Consider the following 19348-nt stretch of genomic DNA (forward strand, 5'->3'; position numbering starts at 1 on the left):
GCAGCCTGGGTCGGGGTGTGCGGATATCCGCACGGGGGAGGGGGGTGCGGTGGGCGTCAGGCCTCGGCGGCGGGGGGGGAGGCCAGTGCCGCGGTCAGGCGGCTGGCCTGGTGGAGGTCGTTCATCAGCGAGGAGGCAAGCCAGGGATCCAGGCGCTGGTGGCGCAGCCGTTCCGCCATCTCGTGCTGCCAGTGGCGGCGCACCTCCTCGAGGGGCGCGCCGATATCGGCGGCGGTGGGGTCGTTGGCCAGCCGGTTGAGGCCCTCGGCGACGGCCAGGCGCAGGTCGTCGTGGGCCTCGCGCAGGGGGCTTGCGGCCGCGGCATGGCGCAGCAGGCTGCGCTGCAGCACCTCGCCGAAGCGCACCGCCTCGACCAGGCGCAGCGTACGGGCATAGAGGGCCTCGAGGTGCGCCTGCTGGTCGTCGGTGAGGGGCATGTCGATGCGCGAGTAGAAGTCGAGGATCTCCGCCATCAGCGGCTTGATGCGCTCGTGGTAGCGCGTGTTCACCGGCGGCCAGGCCTCGGGATCGATGGGCGCGGCGATTACGGCGCGGCTGGGCGGATGGCCGATCACCTCGCTGCTCGGCACCAGCAGCGCCGAGGCGAGCAGGTGGTAGGTGCGCCGCTCCAGGCGTCGGCACTCCTGCTCGATGGCCGACAGCGCCGTGTCGGCGTGCTGCAGGGCCGTGGTGTCCAGGTAGCGCGCCTGGGACGGGGCCAGTCGCGCCGGTTCGGGGAAGAGGCGCTCCAGGTAGGCCGCGAGCCGCGGGATGAAGGGCAGCATCAGCGCGATGCCCAGCCCGTTGAAGAGCGTATGAAAGAGCGCCAGCTTAAGCGGCCAGGCGTCGGGAGCGAGCCCGATCAGCTGGGCGATCCGATCCACCAGCCCGGCCATCGGCAGCAGCAGCGCCAGGGCCACGGCCGCGGTGACCAGGTTGAAGATCACATGGGCCCCGGCCAGGCGGCGGCCGGCGGTGCTGGCGCCGAAGGCGCCGATCACCGCGGTCACGGTGGTGCCGATGTTGGCGCCGATGGCGATGGCCAGCGCCGGCAGGTAGGGCAGCTGGCCGGAGGCCAGGGCGGTGAGGGTGATCAGCAGGGTGGCGTGGCTGGACTGCATGACCACGGTGGCCGTGACGCCGAACAGCACCAGCAGCGGCCAGTGCCAGAGGCGCTCGCCGGCCAGGCCGTCGAGCGACAGGCCGTCCTGCCAGGTCTCGAAGCCGAGCTTCATGAAGTCGATGCCGAGCAGCAGCAGGCCCACGCCGAGCAGCAGGCCGGCGAGGCCAGCACGACTGCCCTGCAACAGCCGCGAGCCCAGCAGCCCCAGGGCCAGCAGCGGCATGGCGTACTGGGCGAGGCTCGCCTTGAGGCCGAAGCCGGCGATCAGCCAGGCGCCGGTGGTGGTGCCGAGGTTGGCGCCGAACAGCAGGGCGATGCCGGCCGGCAGCGCCACCAGGCCCGCGCCGACGAAGGACATCGCCAGCAGGGTGACCAGCGAGCTGGACTGTACCAGGGCGGTGGCCAGGGCGCCGACGCCGATGGCCCGCGAGGTGCGCCGGGTGGCGGCATGCAGCCAACGGTCCAGGGTGCCGCCCGAGAGCCGCTTGATGGCGTCCTCCAAATGGGTCATGCCCCACAGGAAGAGCCCCAGTCCGGCGGCCAGGGTGGCGATATCCAGTCGCGCGACCAGCAGGGCCGCCGCGGTGGCGAGCCCCAGCAGTTCCAGCGTGGGGCGCCGGGCGGTGAGGGCCGCGCTCGCTCCCAGCACCATGGGCGGCTCAGCGTCCCTTGGGGTCGAGGATCTTGACGGTCTGCAGGTCGGAGGTCTGCTGCTCCTCGCGCTCGCGGTTGACCCGGGTCTCGAGCTCGGGGAGCGCCTCGTCCTCGATGGGCTGCTGTTCGAAGAAATCGCAGCTGACGCAGTCGCGGTAGCGCACGCCGTTCTGCTCCCAGGCGCGGATGCGATCCATCTCGGCGCAGCGTGGGCAGATGGCGCCGGCGATAAAGCGTTTCTGGGCGGTCATGAGGGGCTCCGATTGATGGGGGCGTTCAGGCGGCGCGGGTGCGATACCCGTCTACCTCGGCGCAGCGCGGGCAGATGGCGCCGGCGATACAGCGTTTCGGGGTGGCCATGAGGCCTCCTGAAAGATGCGGTAGGGCGTGTTGAGGCGTCGGGGCAGGACGACGCGGCGATGCCGTCATTCTACCTCGACGCGGGGCGCCGGGAAGATACCCCGGCGCACTGGTTCATGGCGGTGGGCCCAAGCGGCTTTCTCAGGCAGCCCTGATGCCGCTGTGGCGCAGCAGCGGCTCGACGCTGGGCTCGCGGCCGCGGAAGGCGCGGAACAGCTCGGCGGCGTCGCGGGAGCCGCCGCGCTCGAGGATCTCGGTGCGGAAACGCCGCCCGGTCTCGGGGTCGAAGATGCCGGCCTCCTCGAAGGCGCTCCAGGCATCCGCCGAGAGCACCTCGGCCCACTTGTAGCTGTAGTAGCCCGCCGCATAGCCGCCGGCGAAGATGTGCCCGAAGCCGTTCTGGAAGCGGTTGAAGTCGGCCCGCGGCACCACCGAGACGGCGTCGCGCACCGCGTCGAGCAGCGCCTGGATTTCGGCGGCCGAGGGGGCGGCATGCTCACGGTGCAGGCGGAAGTCGAACAGCGAGAACTCCAGCTGGCGCACCATGCCCATGGCGGACTGGAAGTTCTTGGCCGCGATCAGCTTCTCGAACAGCGCCTCGGGCAGCGGCTCGCCGGTGTCGACATGGGCGGCGATCAGGTCCAGGCCCTCGCGCTCCCAGCAGAAGTTCTCCATGAACTGGCTGGGCAGCTCCACGGCGTCCCAGGCCACCCCGTTGATGCCGGAGATGTCGGCGACGGTCTGGCGCGTCAGCATGTGGTGCAGGCCGTGGCCGAACTCGTGGAAGAGGGTGGTGACCTCGTCGTGGGTCAGCAGCGCCGGGGCGTCGCCCACCGGTCGGGTGAAGTTGCAGGTCAGGTAGGCCACCGGCAGCTGGACCTCGCCGGCCTCCAGGCGCCGCACCCGGCACTCGTCCATCCAGGCGCCGCCGCGCTTGCCCTCGCGGGCGTAGAGGTCGAGGTAGAAGCCGGCGATGGGCGTGCCCTGCTCGAGGATCTGGAAGTAGCGCACGTCGGGGTGATAGCGGGGTGCTGTCTCGTCCTCCACGAAGCTGACCGCGTAGAGCCGCTCGACCACCCGGAACAGGCCGTCGACCACCTGGGGCGCCGGGAAGTAGGGACGCAGCTGCTCGTCGGAGATGGCGTAGCGCGCCTCGCGCAGTTTCTCGCTGGCGAAGCCCACGTCCCATGGCTCGAGCGCGTCCATGCCCAGCTCGTCGCGGGCGAAGGCGGCGAGCTCGGCGTACTCCTCGCGGGCCTGGGGCACGGCGCGCGCGGCCAGGTCCTCGAGGAAGGTGATCACCTGCTCGGGGGACTCGGCCATCTTGGTGGAGAGCGAGTAGTCGGCGTAGTCGGCGAAGCCCAGCAGCTCGGCGAGCTCGTGACGCAGGGCGAGGATTTCCTCCATCACCGGGGCGTTGTCGTATTCGCCGGCGTTGGGGCCCTGGTTTGATGCGCGGGTGACGAAGGCGGTGTAGACCTCGCGGCGCAGCGCGCGATCCTCGGCATAGGTCATCACCGGGAAGAAGCTCGGGAAGTCCAGGGTGATGCGATAGCCGGCGAGCCCCTTGGCCTCGGCGTTGGCCTTGAGGGTCGCCAGGGCGCTCTCGGGCAGCCCGGCCAGGCGGCTGTCATCGGCGAGGTCCCGGTGCCAGGCCTGGGTGGCGTCCAGCAGCTGGTTGGAGAAGGTGTTGGAGAGCTCGGAGAGGCGCGCCTTGATCTCGCCGTAGCGCTGCTTCTGTTCGGCGGGGAGGTCGACGCCGGCCAGGCGGAAGTCGCGCAGCGCGTTCTCCACGGTGCGGCGCTGGCCCTCGTCGAGCGCGGCCCAGGCCGGGCCGTCCTTCAGGGCCTGCCAGGCGCGGAAGAGCCCCTCGTGCTGGCCGATCCAGGTGCTGTAGTCGGAGAGCTTGCCCAGGCAGGCCTGGTAGGCCTCGCGCAGCTCGGGGCTGTTCATGGTGCCGTTGAGGTGCGAGACCGGCGACCAGGCGCGGGCCAGGCGGTCGTTGAGGGCCTCCAGCGGGGCGGCCAGGCTCTCCCAGGTCGGGGGCGTCTGTTCGGCATCTGCCACGAGCGCTTCGATGGCGGCGCGATTCTCGGCCAGCAGCTCCTCCACGGCCGGTACCACGTGCTCGGGCCGGATCGCGTCGAAGGGAGGCAGGTCGTGGGAGTCGAGCAAGGGGTTGCGGGGCATGCGCACCTCGAATCGGGAATGTAAGGATGTGTCCTAGATGCGGGCGGTCGCGTCGGCTTTCAATATGCTAGGCTTGCGCCCTTTTCAGGCTCGCAGGGTGGGACCGATGAACGAGACGCTGGAACGCTGGGGCACGCGGCGCGCCTTTATCCTGGCGGTGACCGGAGCGGCGGTGGGGCTGGGCAACATCTGGCGCTTCCCCTACATCACCGGAGAGAACGGCGGCGCCGTCTTCCTGCTGCTCTACGTGGCCTTCGTGCTGCTGCTGGGGCTGCCGATGATGATGGCCGAGATCCTGGTCGGCCGGGCCGGGCGGCGCAGTCCCATGCAGTCGATCGGCCACCTGGCCGCCCAGGCCGGTGCCTCGCGTCACTGGCGCTGGCTGGGGCTGTTCGGCGCCTTCACGGTCTTCTGCATCCTCTCCTTCTACTCGGTCGTGTCGGGCTGGTCCATCGAATTCCTGGTGGCCGCCATCAACGGCGACTTCGTCGGGCGCAGCGCGGCCGAGATCGGCGCCTCCTTCGATGCCTTCCTCGCCGACCCCGGGCGGCTGACCTTCAACCACACCCTGTTCCTGGTGATGACCATGCTGGTGGTCGCCGCCGGGGTGACCAAGGGGCTCGAGAAGCTCAACAACCTGCTGATGCCGATGCTCTACGTGCTGCTGCTGGTGCTGGCGGGCTATGCCGCCACCACCGAGGGCTTCGGCCCGGCGCTCGCCTGGCTGTTCCTGCCCGATCTCTCGGCGGTCACCCCCCTGGTGATGCTGCAGGCCATGGGCCATGCCTTCTTCACCCTGGCGGTGGGCGCCTGCGCGTTGATGGCCTACGGCGCCTACATGCCCGACCACCAGAGCCTGCCGCGCGCCGCCGCGGCGGTGGCGGTGCTCGACGTGGCGGTGGCCCTGCTCGCCGGCATCGCCATCTTCTCGGTGGTGTTCGCCCAGGGCATGGACCCGGGCGAGGGGCCGGGGCTGATGTTCGTGACGCTGCCGGTGGCCTTCGCCGAGCTGCCCGGCGGCCCGCTGTGGCTGTCGCTGTTCTTCCTGCTGCTGCTGCTGGCCACCTGGACCTCCTCGATCAACCTCGCCGAGCCGATGGTCGCCACCCTGCAGGGCTGGGGGCTCAAGCGCGGCCAGGCCTCGGCCGCGGTGGGAGTCGCGGTCTGGGGGCTGGGCATGCTCTCGGTGCTCTCCTTCTCGAGCCTGGCCGAGACCCGGGTGCTGTTCGGCATGAACCCCTTCGAGCTGGTCAGCACCATCCCGCCGGAGATCTTCCTGCCGCTGGGCGGACTGCTGATCGCGGTGTTCGCCGCCTGGGTGATGCCCGAGCAGGAGGCCCTGCGGGCGCTGGATGCCGGTCCCAACGGCTTCCGCTTCTGGCGCGCGCTGCTGCGCTGGGTGTCGATCCCGCTGACGCTGGTAGTATTGGGAGCGGGACTGATCTGACCAGCCTGACCTGACAACAGGCCCCGACAACAAGAGGTGAATGATGAGCGAGGCAAAGTGCCTGCGGCCCTGGCAGGGCCATGAGCCGCAGCTGGGCGAGCGGGTCTACATCGACCCGGCCTGCATGGTGCTGGGCGACGTGGTGCTGGGCGACGACTGCTCGGTGTGGCCGATGACGGTGATCCGCGGCGACATGCACCGCATCCGCATCGGCGCGCGGGTCAGCGTCCAGGACGGCAGCGTGCTGCATATCACCCACGCCAGCGACTTCAATCCCGACGGCTTCCCGCTGACCATCGGCGATGACGTGACCATCGGCCACAAGGCGATCCTGCACGGGGCCACCCTGGGCAGTCGTATCCTGGTCGGCATGGGGGCCATCGTCATGGATGGCGCCGTGGTCGAGGACGAGGTGATCATCGCCGCCGGGGCCGTGGTGACCCCCGGCAAGCACCTGGAAAGCGGCCACGTCTACGCCGGCAACCCGGCCAAGGCCTTGCGGCCGATCAAGGAGAAGGAGCGCGCCTTCTTCCCCTACACCGCCGGCAACTATGTAAAGTTGAAGGATGAGTACCTGGCCGCCGCGGAATGATTCTCTAACCCATTGTTTTCCATTGTCGGGGCGCGCGATAATCTGGTCATTTATCCAGTAATCGAGGCGCGCGCCCCGGCATGGCCAACTTTCGCACCCACCTCGGCGTGGCCGCCGCCGGCGGCGCCCTGCTGGCCCACGGCGGCTGGCAGGCGGGCCTGTGGGGCGCCATGGAGAGCCTGCCGCTGCTGGCGCTGGTGACCCTCGGCGGCATCCTGCCCGACATCGACGCCGACCGCTCCAAGGCGATCCGCCTGATCTTCCACCTGCTGGCCGTGCCCGCGGTGGTGGTCAGCGCCCTGCTGCTGCAGGCCCGGCTGCCCGTCGGCACCCTGCTGATGGCCTGCGGGGCGATCTACCTCGCCGTGCGCTTCCTGGCCGGGGCGCTGTTCGCCCGCTTCACCGTGCATCGCGGCCTCTGGCACTCGCTGCTGGCGGCCGGGCTGTGCGGGCTCTCCACCACCGCGCTGAGCCACCGGCTGTTCGACCAGCCCGACCACCTGGCCTGGGCCCAGGGCGCCGCCGTGGCGCTCGGTTTCATCATCCACCTGCTGCTCGACGAGCTCTACAGCGTCGATCTCACCGGCGCGCGCCTGAAGCGCTCCTTCGGCACCGCCTTCAAGCCCTTCGACTGGCGCGAGCCGGGCAACTCCCTGGCGATGCTGATAGTGGCGGTGAGCCTCGCCCCCTGGCTGCCGCCCTGGGGGCCGCTGCGCGAGCTGCTGCGTCAGAGCGCCTCGCTCTGGCGATAGTCCTCGGCCTTGAGGTCGTACTTGCGGAGCTTGTCGTAGAGGGTCTTGCGCGGCAGGCCGAGCTGCTCGCAGGCCTCACTGACCCGGCCGCGATGGCGGGCCAGCGCCTGGTCGATCAGGCTCTTCTCGAACAGCTCCACCTGCCGGGGCAGGGCCAGGTCGCCGCTCGCGTTGTCCACGCCTCGCAGCAGGGCGTCGAGGCGATAGTCGCAGGTGGCGCCGAGCAGCACGTAGCGCTCGGCGAGGTTCCTGAGCTCACGCACGTTGCCCGGCCAGTCGTGGGCGAGCAGCGCCGAGACGCCGCCGGCATCCAGCGGCGGCGCCTCCAGCCCGCTGCGGTTGGCGGCCACTACCGCGAAATGCTGGAACAGCAGCGGGATGTCCTCGCGGCGTTCGCGCAGCGGCGGGATCGGCAGGGTGACCACCTCGAGCCGGTAGTAGAGGTCCTCGCGGAAGCGGCCCGCCTCGGCCGCGGCCTTGAGATCGACCTTGGTGGCGGCGATCACCCGCAGGTCCAGCGGCACCGGCACGTTGGCGCCGAGGCGCTCGACGGAGCGCTCCTGCAGCACGCGCAGCAGCTTGACCTGCAGGGCCAGCGGCATCGACTCGATCTCGTCGAGGAACACCGTGCCACCCTCGGCGTGCTCGAACTTGCCGATGCGCCGCTCCACGGCCCCGGTGAAGGCGCCCTTCTCATGGCCGAACAGCTCCGACTCGATGATGCTCTCGGGCACGGCGCCGCAGTTGATGGCCACGAAGGGGCGGCCGCCGCGCTGGCTGCGCTCGTGGATGGCCCGCGCCACCAGGTCCTTGCCGGCCCCGGTCTCGCCGAACAGTAGCACGTCGGTCTCGACCTGGCTGATGCGCTGGACCATCGAGGCGAGACGCTGGATGGCCGGGGTGCGGCCCACCAGGCGCGGCCCCGGCGCCGACTGCTGGGCCTCGAGCTCGGCCTTGAGGGCGCGGTTCTCCAGGCTCAGGCGGCGCTTGTCGACGCCGCGGCGCACCATCTCCACCAGCCGTTCGCCGGGGAAGGGCTTCTCGAGGAAGTCCCAGGCGCCCTCGCGCATCGCCTCCACGGCGGTGGAGATATCGCCGTGGCCGGTGATCAGGATCACCGGCAGGTCGGGGTCGCGGCTTCTCACCTCGCGCAGCAGCGCCATGCCGTCCATGCCGGGCATGCGGATGTCGCTGACCACCACCCCGTGGAAGTCCGGGGTGAGGGCCGCCAGGGCGGCCTCGGCACTGTCGAAGGCCTGGGGGGCGTAGCCGGCCAGCTCGAGGGTCTGGCCGGCGGTGATGCGCAGGTGCGCCTCGTCGTCGATGATCATCACCGGGAGGGTCGCCGGGTCATGCATGGGTATCGTGCTCCTTGGTCCGCGGCTCGCCGGTGCCGTCGGGGCCGGCAGCGCGGGGCAGGGTAATGGTGAAGCGGGCGCCACCGCCGGGGGCTCGGTCCGCCGTCAGCTCGCCGTCCAGGTCGTCGATGATACGCGCCGAGATCGAGAGACCCAGCCCCAGGCCGCTGCCCGGCGACTTGGTGGTGAAGAAGGGCTCGAAGATTCGCCCGAGGTGCTCATCCGCGATGCCGGGGCCGTTGTCGACCACCCGGATGCGCACCGTCTCCTCGTCTGGCTCGATGACCAGGTCCAGGCGCGGCTCGGGCGTCTGGCTCATGGCCTGCAGGGCGTTGCCGATCAGGTTGACCAGTACCTGCTCCAGGCGCACCAGGTCGGCGCGCACCCAGGCCTCGGCCTCGGGCCAGTCGCGCTCGACCGCGACGCCACTCTCGCGCAGCCGAGACTGGAAGAGGCGCAGGGCGTAGTCGAAGCAGGCCGGGACCGACACGGCGGTGGGCCGGTCGCCGCTCTTGCGCGAGAACTGGCGCAGCTGGGCGCTGATCTCGGCCATGCGCTCGGTGAGCTCGATGATCTGCGCCAGGTTGCCGCTGGTCGCCTCGGTGCGGCCGCGCTCGAGGAAGGCGCTGGCGTTCTCGGCATAGGCGCGGATCGCCGCCAGGGGCTGGTTGAGCTCGTGGTTGATGCCCGCGGCGAGCTGGCCGAGCACGGCCAGCTTGGCGGCCTGGATGAGCTCGTCGCGGGTCTGGCGAAGGCGCTCCTCGGCCAGCCGGCGCTCCTCGATCTCCCCGGAGAGCCGCTCATTGGTCTCGACCAGGTCGCGGGTGCGGCGCTGGACGTTGCGCTCCAGCTCGTCCCGGGCTTGGGCCAGGGTGAGGCGCTCGCGCTCGGCGAACTGCTCGCGTTCGCGGCGCAGTCGCAGGCGCTGCCAGCCGATGCCGCCGGCCAGCACCACCACGCCATAGAGGCCGCCGGCCAGCAGCGCGGCCAGCCACTGGGCCTGGGTCACCGGCGCCAGCGAGGTGAGGATCTGCATCCGCCAGCCGAAGTCCGGCATGGCGCGCGACAGCCCGAGGTACTCGGCATCGGCCAGCGGCCCGTGCTGGAAGCCGATTCGCTGGCCGTGCTCCTCGAGGGGGCCCAGGAAGGCGATGCCGGAGGCGTCGAGGGGCTCGTCGGCGTAGCGGCGGGTCGCCAGCAGCGCCTGGCGCTCCTCGCCGGAGAGCGGCCGCAGGGCCTTCATGCGCAGCTCCGGGCGGCTGGCCATGAAGATGATGTCGTCGCCGTCGATGACCAGCAGCTCGGCGTCCTGCTCGGCCCAGCCCGCCTCCACGGTGTCGAGCAGCACCTTCACCACCATGACGCCATCGGCGGTGGCGTCGGGATCGGTCTCGTCCAGCCACACCGGGGCCGAGAAGTAGTAGCCGCGCTCGCGGGACTGCACGCCGAGGCCATAGAAGCGCCCGGGACGGCCGGCGATCGCCTCCTGGAAATAGCGGCGAAAGGCGTAGTTCTGGCCGATGAAGGTCTTGGGGCGATGCCAGTTGCTGGCCGCCAGGGTGTCGCCGTGGCGGTCGATCAGGTAGATGTCGGAGACCCCGGCCGTGGCGCGGAAGCGGTCCAGCAGGCGGTTGAGCGGCATCGCGTCCTGGGTGTCGGGGGCGGCCAGGAAGCGCCTGACCATCTCGCGGGAGGCGAGCAGCTCAGGCAGGTAGTCGTGGCGCGACAGGTGACCGACCAGGCCCTCGGCGGAGAGGCGCAGCTCGTTCTCGGCGTCCTGGCGCAGCTGCTCTAGGGCCTGGTCGCGGGCCAGCTGGGCGGCCTGCCACATGGCGAGCACCAGCCCCAGCGGGGCCAGCACCCAGAGCAGGCGGCGGACGCCGCGGCCGCGAGGCGATGTCGGCATGACCGGGGCCTCAGTGGGAGTCGGCGGGCATGACCTGGGAGCGGCGCAGGGCGCGCTGGGCCCGGGTCTCGGCGCGCTCGACCTCGAGCAGGCTCTCCTCGACGAACACCAGGTGCTCGTGGGCCCGGGCCCGGGCGTCCTCGGCGCGCCCCTCGAGGATGGCGTCGAGCAGGGCGCGGTGCTGCTCCATCAGCCGCGGGCGCGACTCGGCCTTCTCGAACAGGTGGGCCAGGTTGTCGACGATGCTCTTCTCCAGCAGGTGGAAGATCCCGCGGATGGTGTGCAGCAGCAGGACATTGTGGGCCGATTCGGCGATGGCCATGTGGAAGGCCGCGTCGGCGCGCGCCTCGAGCACCGGGTCGTGGCCCTTGAAGCAGGCCTCGAGCTCCTCGAAGCGCGAGATCAACAGCGCCTTGTCGGTGGGCGTGGAGCGCAGCGCGGCGTAGTAGGCGGAGATGCCCTCCATGGCGTCGCGGAACTCCAGCAGGTCGAGGTGGAACTCGCCGTGACGGGCGAGCATCTCCAGCAGCGGATCGCTGTAGCCGCTGTTGAGCTCCTCGCTGATGAAGGTGCCGCCGCCCTGTCGGCTGGTCAAGAGCCCCCGGGCCGAGAGCTTCTGGATGGCCTCGCGCAGCGAGGGCCGCGAGACGCCGAAGCGCTCGGCCAGCTCGCGCTCCGGCGGCAGGCGCTGGCCGGGCCGCAGGCTGCCCTCGAGGATCAGGGCCTCCAGACGCTCGGTGATGACGTCGGCGAGGCGCGGCTGCTGGACGGGTTGGTAGGCCATGGTGGGCGCTCCATGAAACGTGGCGAGAAACGGCATGGTAAAGGGGACGAATTGGTATTACCAAACGTGGCGATCAACGTCGCCGGCAAGCATCTCGACGGCGTGAGATTTCTTGCGCTTCGTCAAAGGCTTAGATCGCGCGTTGAAAGGGGTATACCAAAGTATAGGGGGCTTGAGCTGTCCAGTGGGGGTGTCAGGTTTGACACTGTGATCGGAGCCTCATACTGTGCGCCAGTACCTTCGAGTCAATTGGTTTTACCAATTTACCAACGTCTGGATGGCCACCGTCTGGATCAACGAGCTCAGCGCGGCGCTGCCACGATGCGTGCGCTGCCCAGGACCCTGCCCATGACGCCAGTCAAGCTATACCCGCCGAAGCCCGAGAAGGTCTACTTCTTTGGTACCTGCCTGATCGACCTCTTCTATCCTGAGGCCGGCCTCGACGGCATTCGCCTGCTCGAACGCGAGGGCATCGAGGTGCTCTTCCCCGAGGACCAGACCTGCTGCGGCCAGCCGGCTTACACCTCCGGCTACCAGCACGAGGCGCGCGCCGTGGCGGCGGCCCAGCTCGACCTCTTCCCCGAGCCCTGGCCGATCGTGGTGCCCTCCGGCTCCTGCGGCGGCATGATGCGCACCCACTACCCCCAGCTCTTTGCCGGTAGCGGCGAGGAGGCGAAGGCCAACGAGGTCGCCGGGCGGGTCTTCGAGCTGACCGAGTTCCTGGTGCATGTCTGCCATCTGAAGCTCGCTGATCGCGGCGCGCCGGAGAAGGTGGCCATGCACACCTCCTGCAGCGCGCGGCGCGAGATGGGGCTGGCCGAGACCGGCCCTGCGTTGCTCGCCCAACTGGGCGAGGTCGAGCTGGTCGAGCAGGCGCGCCCCGCCGAGTGCTGCGGCTTCGGCGGCACCTTCGCCGTGCGCCATCCCGAGGTCTCCGCGGCGATGGTCGAGGACAAGACCCAGGCCATCGAGGCGGCCGGGGCCGAGCGCTTCGTCACCTCCGACTGCGGCTGCCTGATGAACATCGGCGGGCGCTTCGCGCACCGGCAGAAGGCCGTGACCGGCGAGCACATCGCCAGCTACCTGTGGCGGAGGACCTCATGAGCGTACCGACACCGGGTGTTCAGACCTATAGCCCCCGCGAATTCCATCGCCAGGCCCACGATGCCCTGGGCAACCCCCAGATCCGGGCCAACTTCCGCAAGGCCATGGATGGGCTGATGGACAAGCGCCGCGACGTTTTCGGCGACTGGGACCTGGAGACCCTGCGCGAGCTGGGCGCCAATATCCGCCTGCGGGCGCTCTCGAAGCTGCCCGACCTGCTCGAGCAGCTGGAGGCCAACTGCCAGGCCAACGGCATTCGCGTGCACTGGGCCGAGGACGGCGAGCAGGCCTGCCGGATCATCCGCGAGCTCTGCGAGGCGCGCGAGGCCAAGGCGGTGATCAAGGGCAAGTCGATGGTCACCGAGGAGATGCACCTCAACGCCCACCTCGAGGCGGCGGGCATCGAGGCGCTGGAGTCCGACCTCGGCGAGTACCTGGTGCAGCTCAACGAGCAGACCCCCTCGCACATCATCATGCCGGCGATCCACCTCAATACCGACGAGATCGCCGGCATCATGCACGACAAGACCGGCATCGAGCGCACCCGGGACGTCGACACCATGACCGCGGCGGCCCGCTCCCAGCTGCGCGAGCGCTTCATGTCCGCGGACGTCGGCATCTCGGGGGTCAACTTCGCGGTGGCCGAGACCGGCACCCTGTGCCTGGTGGAGAACGAGGGCAACGGCCGCATGACCACCACGGTGCCCCCGGTGCACATCGCCGTGACCGGCATCGAGAAGGTGGTCGAGCAGCTGCGCGACGTGCCGCCGCTCTACGCCCTGCTCTCGCGCTCGGCCACCGGCCAGCACGTGACCACCTACTTCAACATGATCAGCGGCCCGCGCCGGGCCGGCGAGCACGACGGTCCCGAGGAGGTGCACCTGGTGCTGGTCGACAACGGCCGCTCCAACATCTACCAGGACGACGAGCTGCTCGACACCCTGCGCTGCATCCGCTGCGGCGCCTGCATGAACCACTGCCCGGTCTACACCCGGGTCGGCGGCCACACCTACGGCACCACCTACCCGGGCCCCATCGGCAGCATCCTGATGCCCCACCTGATGGGCCTGGAGGAGACCAAGGACCTGCCCACGGCCTCCAGCCTGTGCGGCGCCTGCGGCGAGGTCTGCCCGGTCAAGATCCCGATTCCCGACCTGCTGGTGCGCCTGCGCCAGGAGTCGGTGGGCGAGGGGCGCGGCAACGTGCCCGGCGCCGGGGTGAAGCGCACCCGCAAGGAGGCCGCGGCCTGGAAGGGCTTCCAGTGGCTGGCCACCCATCCCGCCGCCTGGCGGGGCGGCACGGCGGTGGCCGGCAAGCTGCGGGCGCTGGCGCCGTCGCACCTGGGGCCCTGGACCGACCACCGCAGCGCGCCCAAGCCCGCCGGCACCTCGCTGCACGCCCTGGTGAAGCGGCACCGCGCCGGGAAGGACGCCGACCACCCCTCGGGCAAGACGACGGGCACGACGACAGGGGAGAAAGGCTCATGAGTGCGCGCGAGACTATCCTGAAGCGGCTGCGCGAGCGCACCGACGGCCCGCTCACCGCCCCCGAGAGCGACTTCGCCGTCGTGACCGGCCGCGGCTGGAGCGACGAGGAGCGCCTGGCGCGTTTCGAGCGGCTGATCACCTCGGTGCATGGCGAGGTGGTGCACGTCAGCCGGGACGACTGGACCCGGGCGCTGGCGCGACTGCTGGTCGACAAGGGCGTCTCGCGCCTGGCGCTGGGGCGCGAGCACCCGGTGGCCGCCGAGGCGCGCGCGGCCCTGGTCGATGCCGAGGTCGAGCTGGTGGACGTCGATCGCGACATCGAGACCTGGCAGCGCGAGCAGTTCGACCGGGTCGATGCCGGCCTGACCTCGGTGGGCGGGGCGATCGCCGAGACCGGCAGCCTGTGGCTCTGGCCGACCCCGGACGAGCCGCGCCGGCTGAGCCTGGTGCCGCCGGTGCATATCGCCGTGCTGGAGGCCGACGCCCTCGAGGACACCTTCTTCGACGTCATCGAGTCCCGCGGCTGGGCCGGCGGCATGCCCACCAACGCCCTGCTGATCTCCGGGCCGAGCAAGACGGCGGATATCGAGCAGACCCTGGCCTACGGCGTCCACGGCCCGCGGGAGCTGATCGTTCTGGTCCGCCATGCCGGCGCTGTTCCGGGAGATACGGGGGCCACGGCATGACGGAGGCGAGCCCCTGGCGCGAGCTTAAGTCGGCGCTCTCGGCGACGATCCCCGCCGAGCGGCTGATCGACGACCCGCTGCGCACCCTGGCCTACGGCACCGATGCCAGCTTCTACCGGCTGGTCCCGGGGCTCGTGGTGCGCCCCGAGAGCGAGGCGGAGCTGCAGCGCACCCTGGCCGAGTGCCGGGCGCGCCGGCTGCCGGTGACCTTTCGCGCCGCCGGCACCTCGCTCTCCGGCCAGGCGGTGACCGACTCGGTGCTGATCCAGCTGGGTCGTGGCTGGCGCGACCACGAGGTCCTCGAGGAGGGGCGGGCGATTCGCCTGCAGCCCGGGGTGATCGGGGCCCGGGCCAACCAGCTGCTGGCCCCGTTCGGGCGCAAGATCGGCCCCGACCCGGCCTCGATCGCCAGCTGCATGGTCGGCGGCATCGCCGCCAACAACGCCTCGGGGATGTGCTGCGGCACCGCCCAGAACAGCTATCGCACGGTACGTGACATTCGCGTGATCCTGGCCGACGGCAGCCTGCTCGACACCGCCGATGCCGAGAGCGTCGCCGACTTCCGGGCCTCCCACGGCGAGCTGCTGGCCGGGCTCGAGCGTCTCGCTGCCGAGACCCGGGGCCACGCGGCGCTGGCCGAGAAGATTCGCCACAAGTACCGGCTCAAGAACACCACCGGCTACGCCCTCAACAGCCTGGTCGACTTCACGGACGGCATCGAGATCCTCAAGCACCTGATGATCGGCTCCGAGGGCACCCTCGGCTTCATCAGCGCCATCACCTACGACAGCGTGGTCGACGAGCCCCTGAAGGCCGCGGCCCTGGCCTTCTTCCCCGACATGGGGACGACCTGCCGCGCGACCATCGCGCTCAAGCAGGCGCCGGTCTCCGCGGTGGAGCTGATGGACCGCGCCGCGCTGCGCTCGGTGCAGGGCCAGCCGGGCATGCCCGGGGTGCTGAAGACGTTGCCCGACGGGGCCGCGGCGCTGCTGGTCGACGTGCGCGGCAACGACGAGGCCGAGCTCGAGGCGCGCATGCAGGCGGTGCAGGCGACCCTCGAGGGCATCCAGACCCTGGAGCCGGTCACCTTCACCCGCGAGGCCGACACCTACGCCCTCTACTGGAAGATCCGCAAGGGACTCTTCCCCGCGGTGGGGGCGGTGCGCGAGGTCGGCACCACGGTGATCATCGAGGACGTGGCCTTCCCCATCGAGCGGCTCGACGAGGGGGTGCTGGCGCTGACCGACATCTTCCATCGCCACGGCTACCGCGACGCCATCCTCTTCGGCCACGCCCTGGAGGGGAACCTGCACTTCGTCTTCCCCCAGGGGTTCGAGAAGCCCGGCGAGGTGGAGCGCTATCAGGCGCTGATGGACGAGGTGGCCGAGCTGGTCGGCGTGGAGTATGGCGGCTCGCTCAAGGCCGAGCACGGCACCGGGCGCAACATGGCGCCCTACGTGGAGCTGGAGTGGGGGCCCGACGCCTACGCGCTGATGTGGGAGATCAAGGCGCTCTTCGACCCGCAGAACCTGCTCAACCCCGAGGTGATCCTCAGTCGCAACCCGACCCTGCACCTGGAGAACCTCAAGCCCCTGCCGGCGGCCGATGCGATCGTCGACAAGTGCATCGAGTGCGGCTTCTGCGAGGCGGTCTGCCCGTCGAAGGACCTGACGCTCACCCCGCGCCAGCGCATCGTCATCGCCCGGGAGCTGGCGAGGCTCGAGGCGCTGGGCGCGTCGCGCGGCGCCGAGGACGAGGCGCGCCTGGCCACCCTGCGCGAGGACTATCGCTATGCGGGGGACGAGACCTGCGCCGCCGACGGCCTCTGCTCCACCCAGTGTCCGGTGGGCATCAATACCGGCGACCTGGTGCGCGGGATGCGCCACGAGCGGGCCGCCGGCACCGCCGGGGTCGCGCGGCGCATCGGGCGCCACTTCTCGGGGGCGACCCGCGTGGCCCGGGGCGGGCTCAACGCGGCCGGCGCGGCCCGGAGCCTGCTCGGCACCGACCTGATGGCCAGGGCCAGCGGCGGGGCGCGCCGCCTGAGCGGCGATCGCCTGCCCCAGTGGAGCCCGGCGCTGCCCAGGGCGGCGTCGATTCGGGTGCTCGACCGAGTGTCGTCGGGCGACGCCTCCCGGGACAAGGTGGTCTACCTGCCCTCCTGTGCCACCCGCATCTTCGGCGCCGACCATGACGACAAGGACGAGCGGCGCTCGGTGATGGAGATCACCCTGGCGCTGCTCGACAAGGCGGGCTTCGAGGTCATCCTCCCCGAGATGATCGGCCATCTCTGCTGCGGCATGGCCTTCCAGTCCAAGGGGCAGTTCGAGGAGGCGACCCACAAGGGGCGCGAGCTCAACCGCGAGCTACTGGTGGCGAGCCACAACGGCCGCTATCCGGTGCTCTGCGACACCAGCCCCTGCACCCTGCAGATGCAGGAGCACCTCGACGAGCGACTCGAGATGCTGGAGCCGGTCGCCTTCGCCCACGATCACCTGCTGCCGCGGCTCGCCGTCACGCCGGTGGACGAGCGGGTCGCCGTGCATGTGACCTGCTCGAGCACCCGCATGGGGCTCGCCGACAAGTTCGTCGGCCTGGCCAGGGCCTGCGCCCGGGAGGTGGTGGTGCCGGCCGAGATCACCTGCTGCGGCTTCGCCGGTGACAAGGGCTTCAATACGCCGGAGCTCAATGCCTCCGCGCTGGCGGGGCTCGCCGACCAGGTGGCCGACTGCAGCGCCGGCTACTCCAACTCGCGCACCTGCGAGATCGGCCTGACCGAGCACGGCGGCATCCCCTACCGCTCGATCCTCTCGCTGCTCGACCGGGCCAGCGCCGCTCCCTGACAGACGCTCCCGGCGGGCACCCGCCGGGAGCGTCGCCCTGCGCCTCTTCGCCGCTCTCGGGCGCGCCCCCTTCTCTACCGTTTTCGGCTAAAGTATTACCTCTCGTCGCATGGGTGCGACAGAGAGTGATACTTACGTAGGGAGACTTCGAGTGGTAGTTCAAGCAATCCGGAGGGCGTCCGGTCATGCGGTGCTTCGCCCCCATCGTCTGCTGGTCGGCGCCGCCGGCCTGGTCCTGCTGGCCGGCTGCGTCGAGGAAGAGACGCGCTTCGTCTCGGCCCCCGAGGCCACGTTCGGTAGCGATATCGCCGGCGAGCTCACCTCGTCGAGCGAGGTCAACCTCAGCGACGGCACGCGCGTGGCCGCCCACTGGCTGTGCGGCGATGCCGACGAGGCGGCGCCCTCGTTGGTGCGCTATGAGCTCGATGCTCCCTTCGCCGCCCGCCTCTCGGCCTTCGACGAGCAGGGGCAGTGGCTGGGTAGCGTCGTGAGCGAGCCCGACGGTGGGCGCCCGGTGCTGATGGCCTCCGCCGAGGCGTGCACCCTGGTGGCCGTCAGCGGCCGGGACGGCGGCGCCTTCGGGCCCTATCGCCTGGCGGCCGAGCCGGTCTCCTTCTCGACCGAGCTCGAGGCCGGTCGGCCGCTGGTCGGGCGGCTGCAGGACGGTCGCGCGGAATACCCCCTGACCCTGGAGGCGCCCACCTGGATCGACCTGTCCCTCTCCGGTGACGCCAACCTGGGCCTGCGCCTGGTCGGCGACGGCGTCAGCCGGCGGGCCAGCGCCTGTGCCCCCGGTGAGTTGCGCCTGGACGCCTACCTCGACGCCGGGGAGTATCGCGTCGAGGTCGAGCGGGGCGAGAAGGCGGCCGAGGCCGCGGGTGAGGCGTGCGAGCGCCGCGTGCTGGGCGCCGACGGCATCCATCGTCTCGAGGCCGAGCGCAATGACCTGGCCGATGGCCGTCGCAACGCCGGGCCGCTGCGCGATGGCGATCGCATCACCGGCACTCTCGCGTCGGCCTCCGGCAATGCCTACACCCTGAGGATCGATGAGCCCAGCAGCATCTCGCTGGCGCTGCGCTCCTCGGCCTTCGATACCGTGCTGCGCGTGACGGGAGAGGGCAGCGAGCTGGTCGACGACGACGGCGGCAACGGTACCGACTCGCGGCTGCAGACCGTGCTCATGCCCGGCGAGTATCGCGTCGAGGTGAGCGGCTACGGTGAGGAGCACGGCGAGTACGCGCTGGATGTCTCCCTCGGCGCCTTCGACGGTGAGCTGCGCAACGGCGGGGAGGTGGCGCCCGGCGAGAGCCTCGGCGGTAACCTGGTCGGGGTCGGCACGAGCAACACCTATCGCCTCGAGATCGACGAGGTCAGCGAGGTGGAGCTGGCCCTGGAGTCCGGCGCCTTCGATCCCGTGCTGCGGCTCTACGGCAACGGCATCGACCTGCGCGACGACGACGGCGGCGGTGACCGCAACTCCCTGATCACCACCGTGCTCCAGCCCGGCGAGTATCGCCTGGACGTGGAGAGCTATAGCGGCACCGGCGCCTATCGCCTGCGCACCGAGCAGCGTGCCTTCGAGGGGCGTATCGGCAACGGGGGAGAGGTGGTCCCCGGTGAGGTGATCTATGGCCAGCTGAGTCTCGGTCGTAGCCTGACCTACCAGCTGGTCCTGGAGGCGGCCCAGGACGTCGTCATCGAAAGCACCTCGGGCTCGGTGGATACCGTCCTCGGCCTGACGGGTAACGGGGTCAGTGAACAGAACGACGACGCCGGTGACCTGGGCTACGGGTCACGGATCCATCGCTATCTCGAGCCCGGCACCTACGAGATCGAGGTGAGTGCCTACGGTAGCAATGGGGGGCGGGTGCGCCTGTCCATCGGCGGCTGAGGCCACTGCCGGCCAGGAGCGGCCTCGCCACGAGGCCGCTTGGGCTTTATGCTTCTCCCATCACGACGCCCGCCTCGCGCGGGCGTTCGTGTCTCTGGAAGGCGGGAAAGCTATCCACACCCGGTCGTCGCGCCGTGCTTTCGAAGGCGTTGTGGATAAGCTTTCGTCATT

The 19348-nt window shown here is 70.6% G+C and carries 14 protein-coding genes; 8 read left to right on the top strand and 6 right to left on the bottom strand.

Annotation, left to right across the window (positions count from 1 at the left end):
- Positions 1-56: 56 nt before the first annotated feature.
- From ACGTNG_RS09100 to prlC, 3 genes are all read right to left on the bottom strand, one after another.
- On the bottom strand, positions 57-1775 hold the full coding sequence (locus ACGTNG_RS09100) for a Na/Pi cotransporter family protein (RefSeq protein ID WP_394576697.1): 1719 nt from the start codon (positions 1773-1775) through the stop codon (positions 57-59).
- A gap of 7 nt (positions 1776-1782) precedes the next feature.
- Entirely contained in the window at positions 1783-2028 is a 246-nt protein-coding gene (locus ACGTNG_RS09105) for a YheV family putative zinc ribbon protein (RefSeq protein ID WP_394576698.1), read from the bottom strand.
- Between the two features lie 250 nt (positions 2029-2278).
- The gene (prlC, locus tag ACGTNG_RS09110) at positions 2279-4327 is read right to left on the bottom strand and encodes an oligopeptidase A (protein WP_394576699.1); all 2049 of its coding nucleotides are present in this window, start codon (positions 4325-4327) and stop codon (positions 2279-2281) included.
- A gap of 106 nt (positions 4328-4433) precedes the next feature.
- On the opposite strand from prlC, the gene ACGTNG_RS09115 reads away from it, so the two are divergent.
- The 3 genes from ACGTNG_RS09115 (at position 4434) to ACGTNG_RS09125 (ending at position 7118) form a co-directional block, all read left to right on the top strand.
- Positions 4434-5774, top strand: coding sequence for a sodium-dependent transporter (locus ACGTNG_RS09115; protein ID WP_394576700.1), 1341 nt, complete (start codon positions 4434-4436; stop codon positions 5772-5774).
- Positions 5775-5817: 43 nt separating this feature from the next.
- Positions 5818-6366 carry a gamma carbonic anhydrase family protein gene (locus tag ACGTNG_RS09120; protein ID WP_394576701.1) on the top strand — a complete coding sequence of 183 codons (549 nt, stop codon included), beginning with the start codon at positions 5818-5820 and terminating at the stop codon, positions 6364-6366.
- Positions 6367-6446: 80 nt separating this feature from the next.
- Entirely contained in the window at positions 6447-7118 is a 672-nt protein-coding gene (locus ACGTNG_RS09125) for a metal-dependent hydrolase (protein WP_394576702.1), read from the top strand.
- Here ACGTNG_RS09125 and ACGTNG_RS09130 read toward each other — a convergent pair.
- Genes ACGTNG_RS09130 through ACGTNG_RS09140 form a run of 3 tightly spaced genes read right to left on the bottom strand, consistent with a single transcriptional unit; the run spans position 7094 to position 11166 of the window.
- Complete coding sequence (locus ACGTNG_RS09130) at positions 7094-8476, bottom strand: sigma-54-dependent transcriptional regulator (protein ID WP_394576703.1); 1383 nt, start codon at positions 8474-8476, stop codon at positions 7094-7096. The two genes, ACGTNG_RS09125 and ACGTNG_RS09130, sit on opposite strands and share 25 nt — an antisense overlap.
- Positions 8469-10382, bottom strand: a complete 1914-nt coding sequence (locus ACGTNG_RS09135) for a sensor histidine kinase (protein WP_394576704.1) — start codon at positions 10380-10382, stop codon at positions 8469-8471. Before ACGTNG_RS09135 ends, ACGTNG_RS09130 begins: the two co-directional genes overlap by 8 nt.
- Positions 10383-10392: 10 nt before the next feature.
- On the bottom strand, positions 10393-11166 hold the full coding sequence (locus ACGTNG_RS09140; protein WP_394576705.1) for a GntR family transcriptional regulator: 774 nt from the start codon (positions 11164-11166) through the stop codon (positions 10393-10395).
- A gap of 348 nt (positions 11167-11514) precedes the next feature.
- Here ACGTNG_RS09140 and ACGTNG_RS09145 point away from each other — a divergent pair, with 348 nt between their 5' ends.
- The 5 genes from ACGTNG_RS09145 to ACGTNG_RS09165 all read left to right on the top strand — a co-directional run bounded on the left by ACGTNG_RS09145 (position 11515) and on the right by ACGTNG_RS09165 (position 19177).
- On the top strand, positions 11515-12270 hold the full coding sequence (locus ACGTNG_RS09145) for a (Fe-S)-binding protein (RefSeq protein ID WP_394576706.1): 756 nt from the start codon (positions 11515-11517) through the stop codon (positions 12268-12270).
- Positions 12267-13757, top strand: coding sequence for a LutB/LldF family L-lactate oxidation iron-sulfur protein (locus ACGTNG_RS09150; protein ID WP_394576707.1), 1491 nt, complete (start codon positions 12267-12269; stop codon positions 13755-13757). The genes ACGTNG_RS09145 and ACGTNG_RS09150 overlap by 4 nt, the downstream gene beginning before the upstream one ends.
- Positions 13754-14443, top strand: a complete 690-nt coding sequence (locus ACGTNG_RS09155; RefSeq protein ID WP_394576708.1) for a LutC/YkgG family protein — start codon at positions 13754-13756, stop codon at positions 14441-14443. Before ACGTNG_RS09150 ends, ACGTNG_RS09155 begins: the two co-directional genes overlap by 4 nt.
- Positions 14440-17286 (top strand): FAD-binding and (Fe-S)-binding domain-containing protein, encoded by a 2847-nt coding sequence (locus tag ACGTNG_RS09160; protein ID WP_394576709.1) that lies wholly within the window; start codon positions 14440-14442, stop codon positions 17284-17286. Before ACGTNG_RS09155 ends, ACGTNG_RS09160 begins: the two co-directional genes overlap by 4 nt.
- A gap of 151 nt (positions 17287-17437) precedes the next feature.
- Complete coding sequence (locus ACGTNG_RS09165; protein ID WP_394576710.1) at positions 17438-19177, top strand: hypothetical protein; 1740 nt, start codon at positions 17438-17440, stop codon at positions 19175-19177.
- The last annotated feature ends 171 nt before the right edge of the window (positions 19178-19348 follow it).

This window comes from Halomonas sp. B23F22_3 (assembly GCF_043496965.1).
GTDB lineage: Bacteria > Pseudomonadota > Gammaproteobacteria > Pseudomonadales > Halomonadaceae > Halomonas.

Coding starts and splice junctions, on each gene's coding strand:
- ACGTNG_RS09100 (WP_394576697.1), bottom strand. CDS start 1,775: ATGGTGCTGGGAGCGAGCGCGGCCCTCACCGCCCGGCGCCCCACGCTG.
- ACGTNG_RS09105 (WP_394576698.1), bottom strand. CDS start 2,028: ATGACCGCCCAGAAACGCTTTATCGCCGGCGCCATCTGCCCACGCTGC.
- prlC (WP_394576699.1), bottom strand. CDS start 4,327: ATGCCCCGCAACCCCTTGCTCGACTCCCACGACCTGCCTCCCTTCGAC.
- ACGTNG_RS09115 (WP_394576700.1), top strand. CDS start 4,434: ATGAACGAGACGCTGGAACGCTGGGGCACGCGGCGCGCCTTTATCCTG.
- ACGTNG_RS09120 (WP_394576701.1), top strand. CDS start 5,818: ATGAGCGAGGCAAAGTGCCTGCGGCCCTGGCAGGGCCATGAGCCGCAG.
- ACGTNG_RS09125 (WP_394576702.1), top strand. CDS start 6,447: ATGGCCAACTTTCGCACCCACCTCGGCGTGGCCGCCGCCGGCGGCGCC.
- ACGTNG_RS09130 (WP_394576703.1), bottom strand. CDS start 8,476: ATGCATGACCCGGCGACCCTCCCGGTGATGATCATCGACGACGAGGCG.
- ACGTNG_RS09135 (WP_394576704.1), bottom strand. CDS start 10,382: ATGCCGACATCGCCTCGCGGCCGCGGCGTCCGCCGCCTGCTCTGGGTG.
- ACGTNG_RS09140 (WP_394576705.1), bottom strand. CDS start 11,166: ATGGCCTACCAACCCGTCCAGCAGCCGCGCCTCGCCGACGTCATCACC.
- ACGTNG_RS09145 (WP_394576706.1), top strand. CDS start 11,515: ATGACGCCAGTCAAGCTATACCCGCCGAAGCCCGAGAAGGTCTACTTC.
- ACGTNG_RS09150 (WP_394576707.1), top strand. CDS start 12,267: ATGAGCGTACCGACACCGGGTGTTCAGACCTATAGCCCCCGCGAATTC.
- ACGTNG_RS09155 (WP_394576708.1), top strand. CDS start 13,754: ATGAGTGCGCGCGAGACTATCCTGAAGCGGCTGCGCGAGCGCACCGAC.
- ACGTNG_RS09160 (WP_394576709.1), top strand. CDS start 14,440: ATGACGGAGGCGAGCCCCTGGCGCGAGCTTAAGTCGGCGCTCTCGGCG.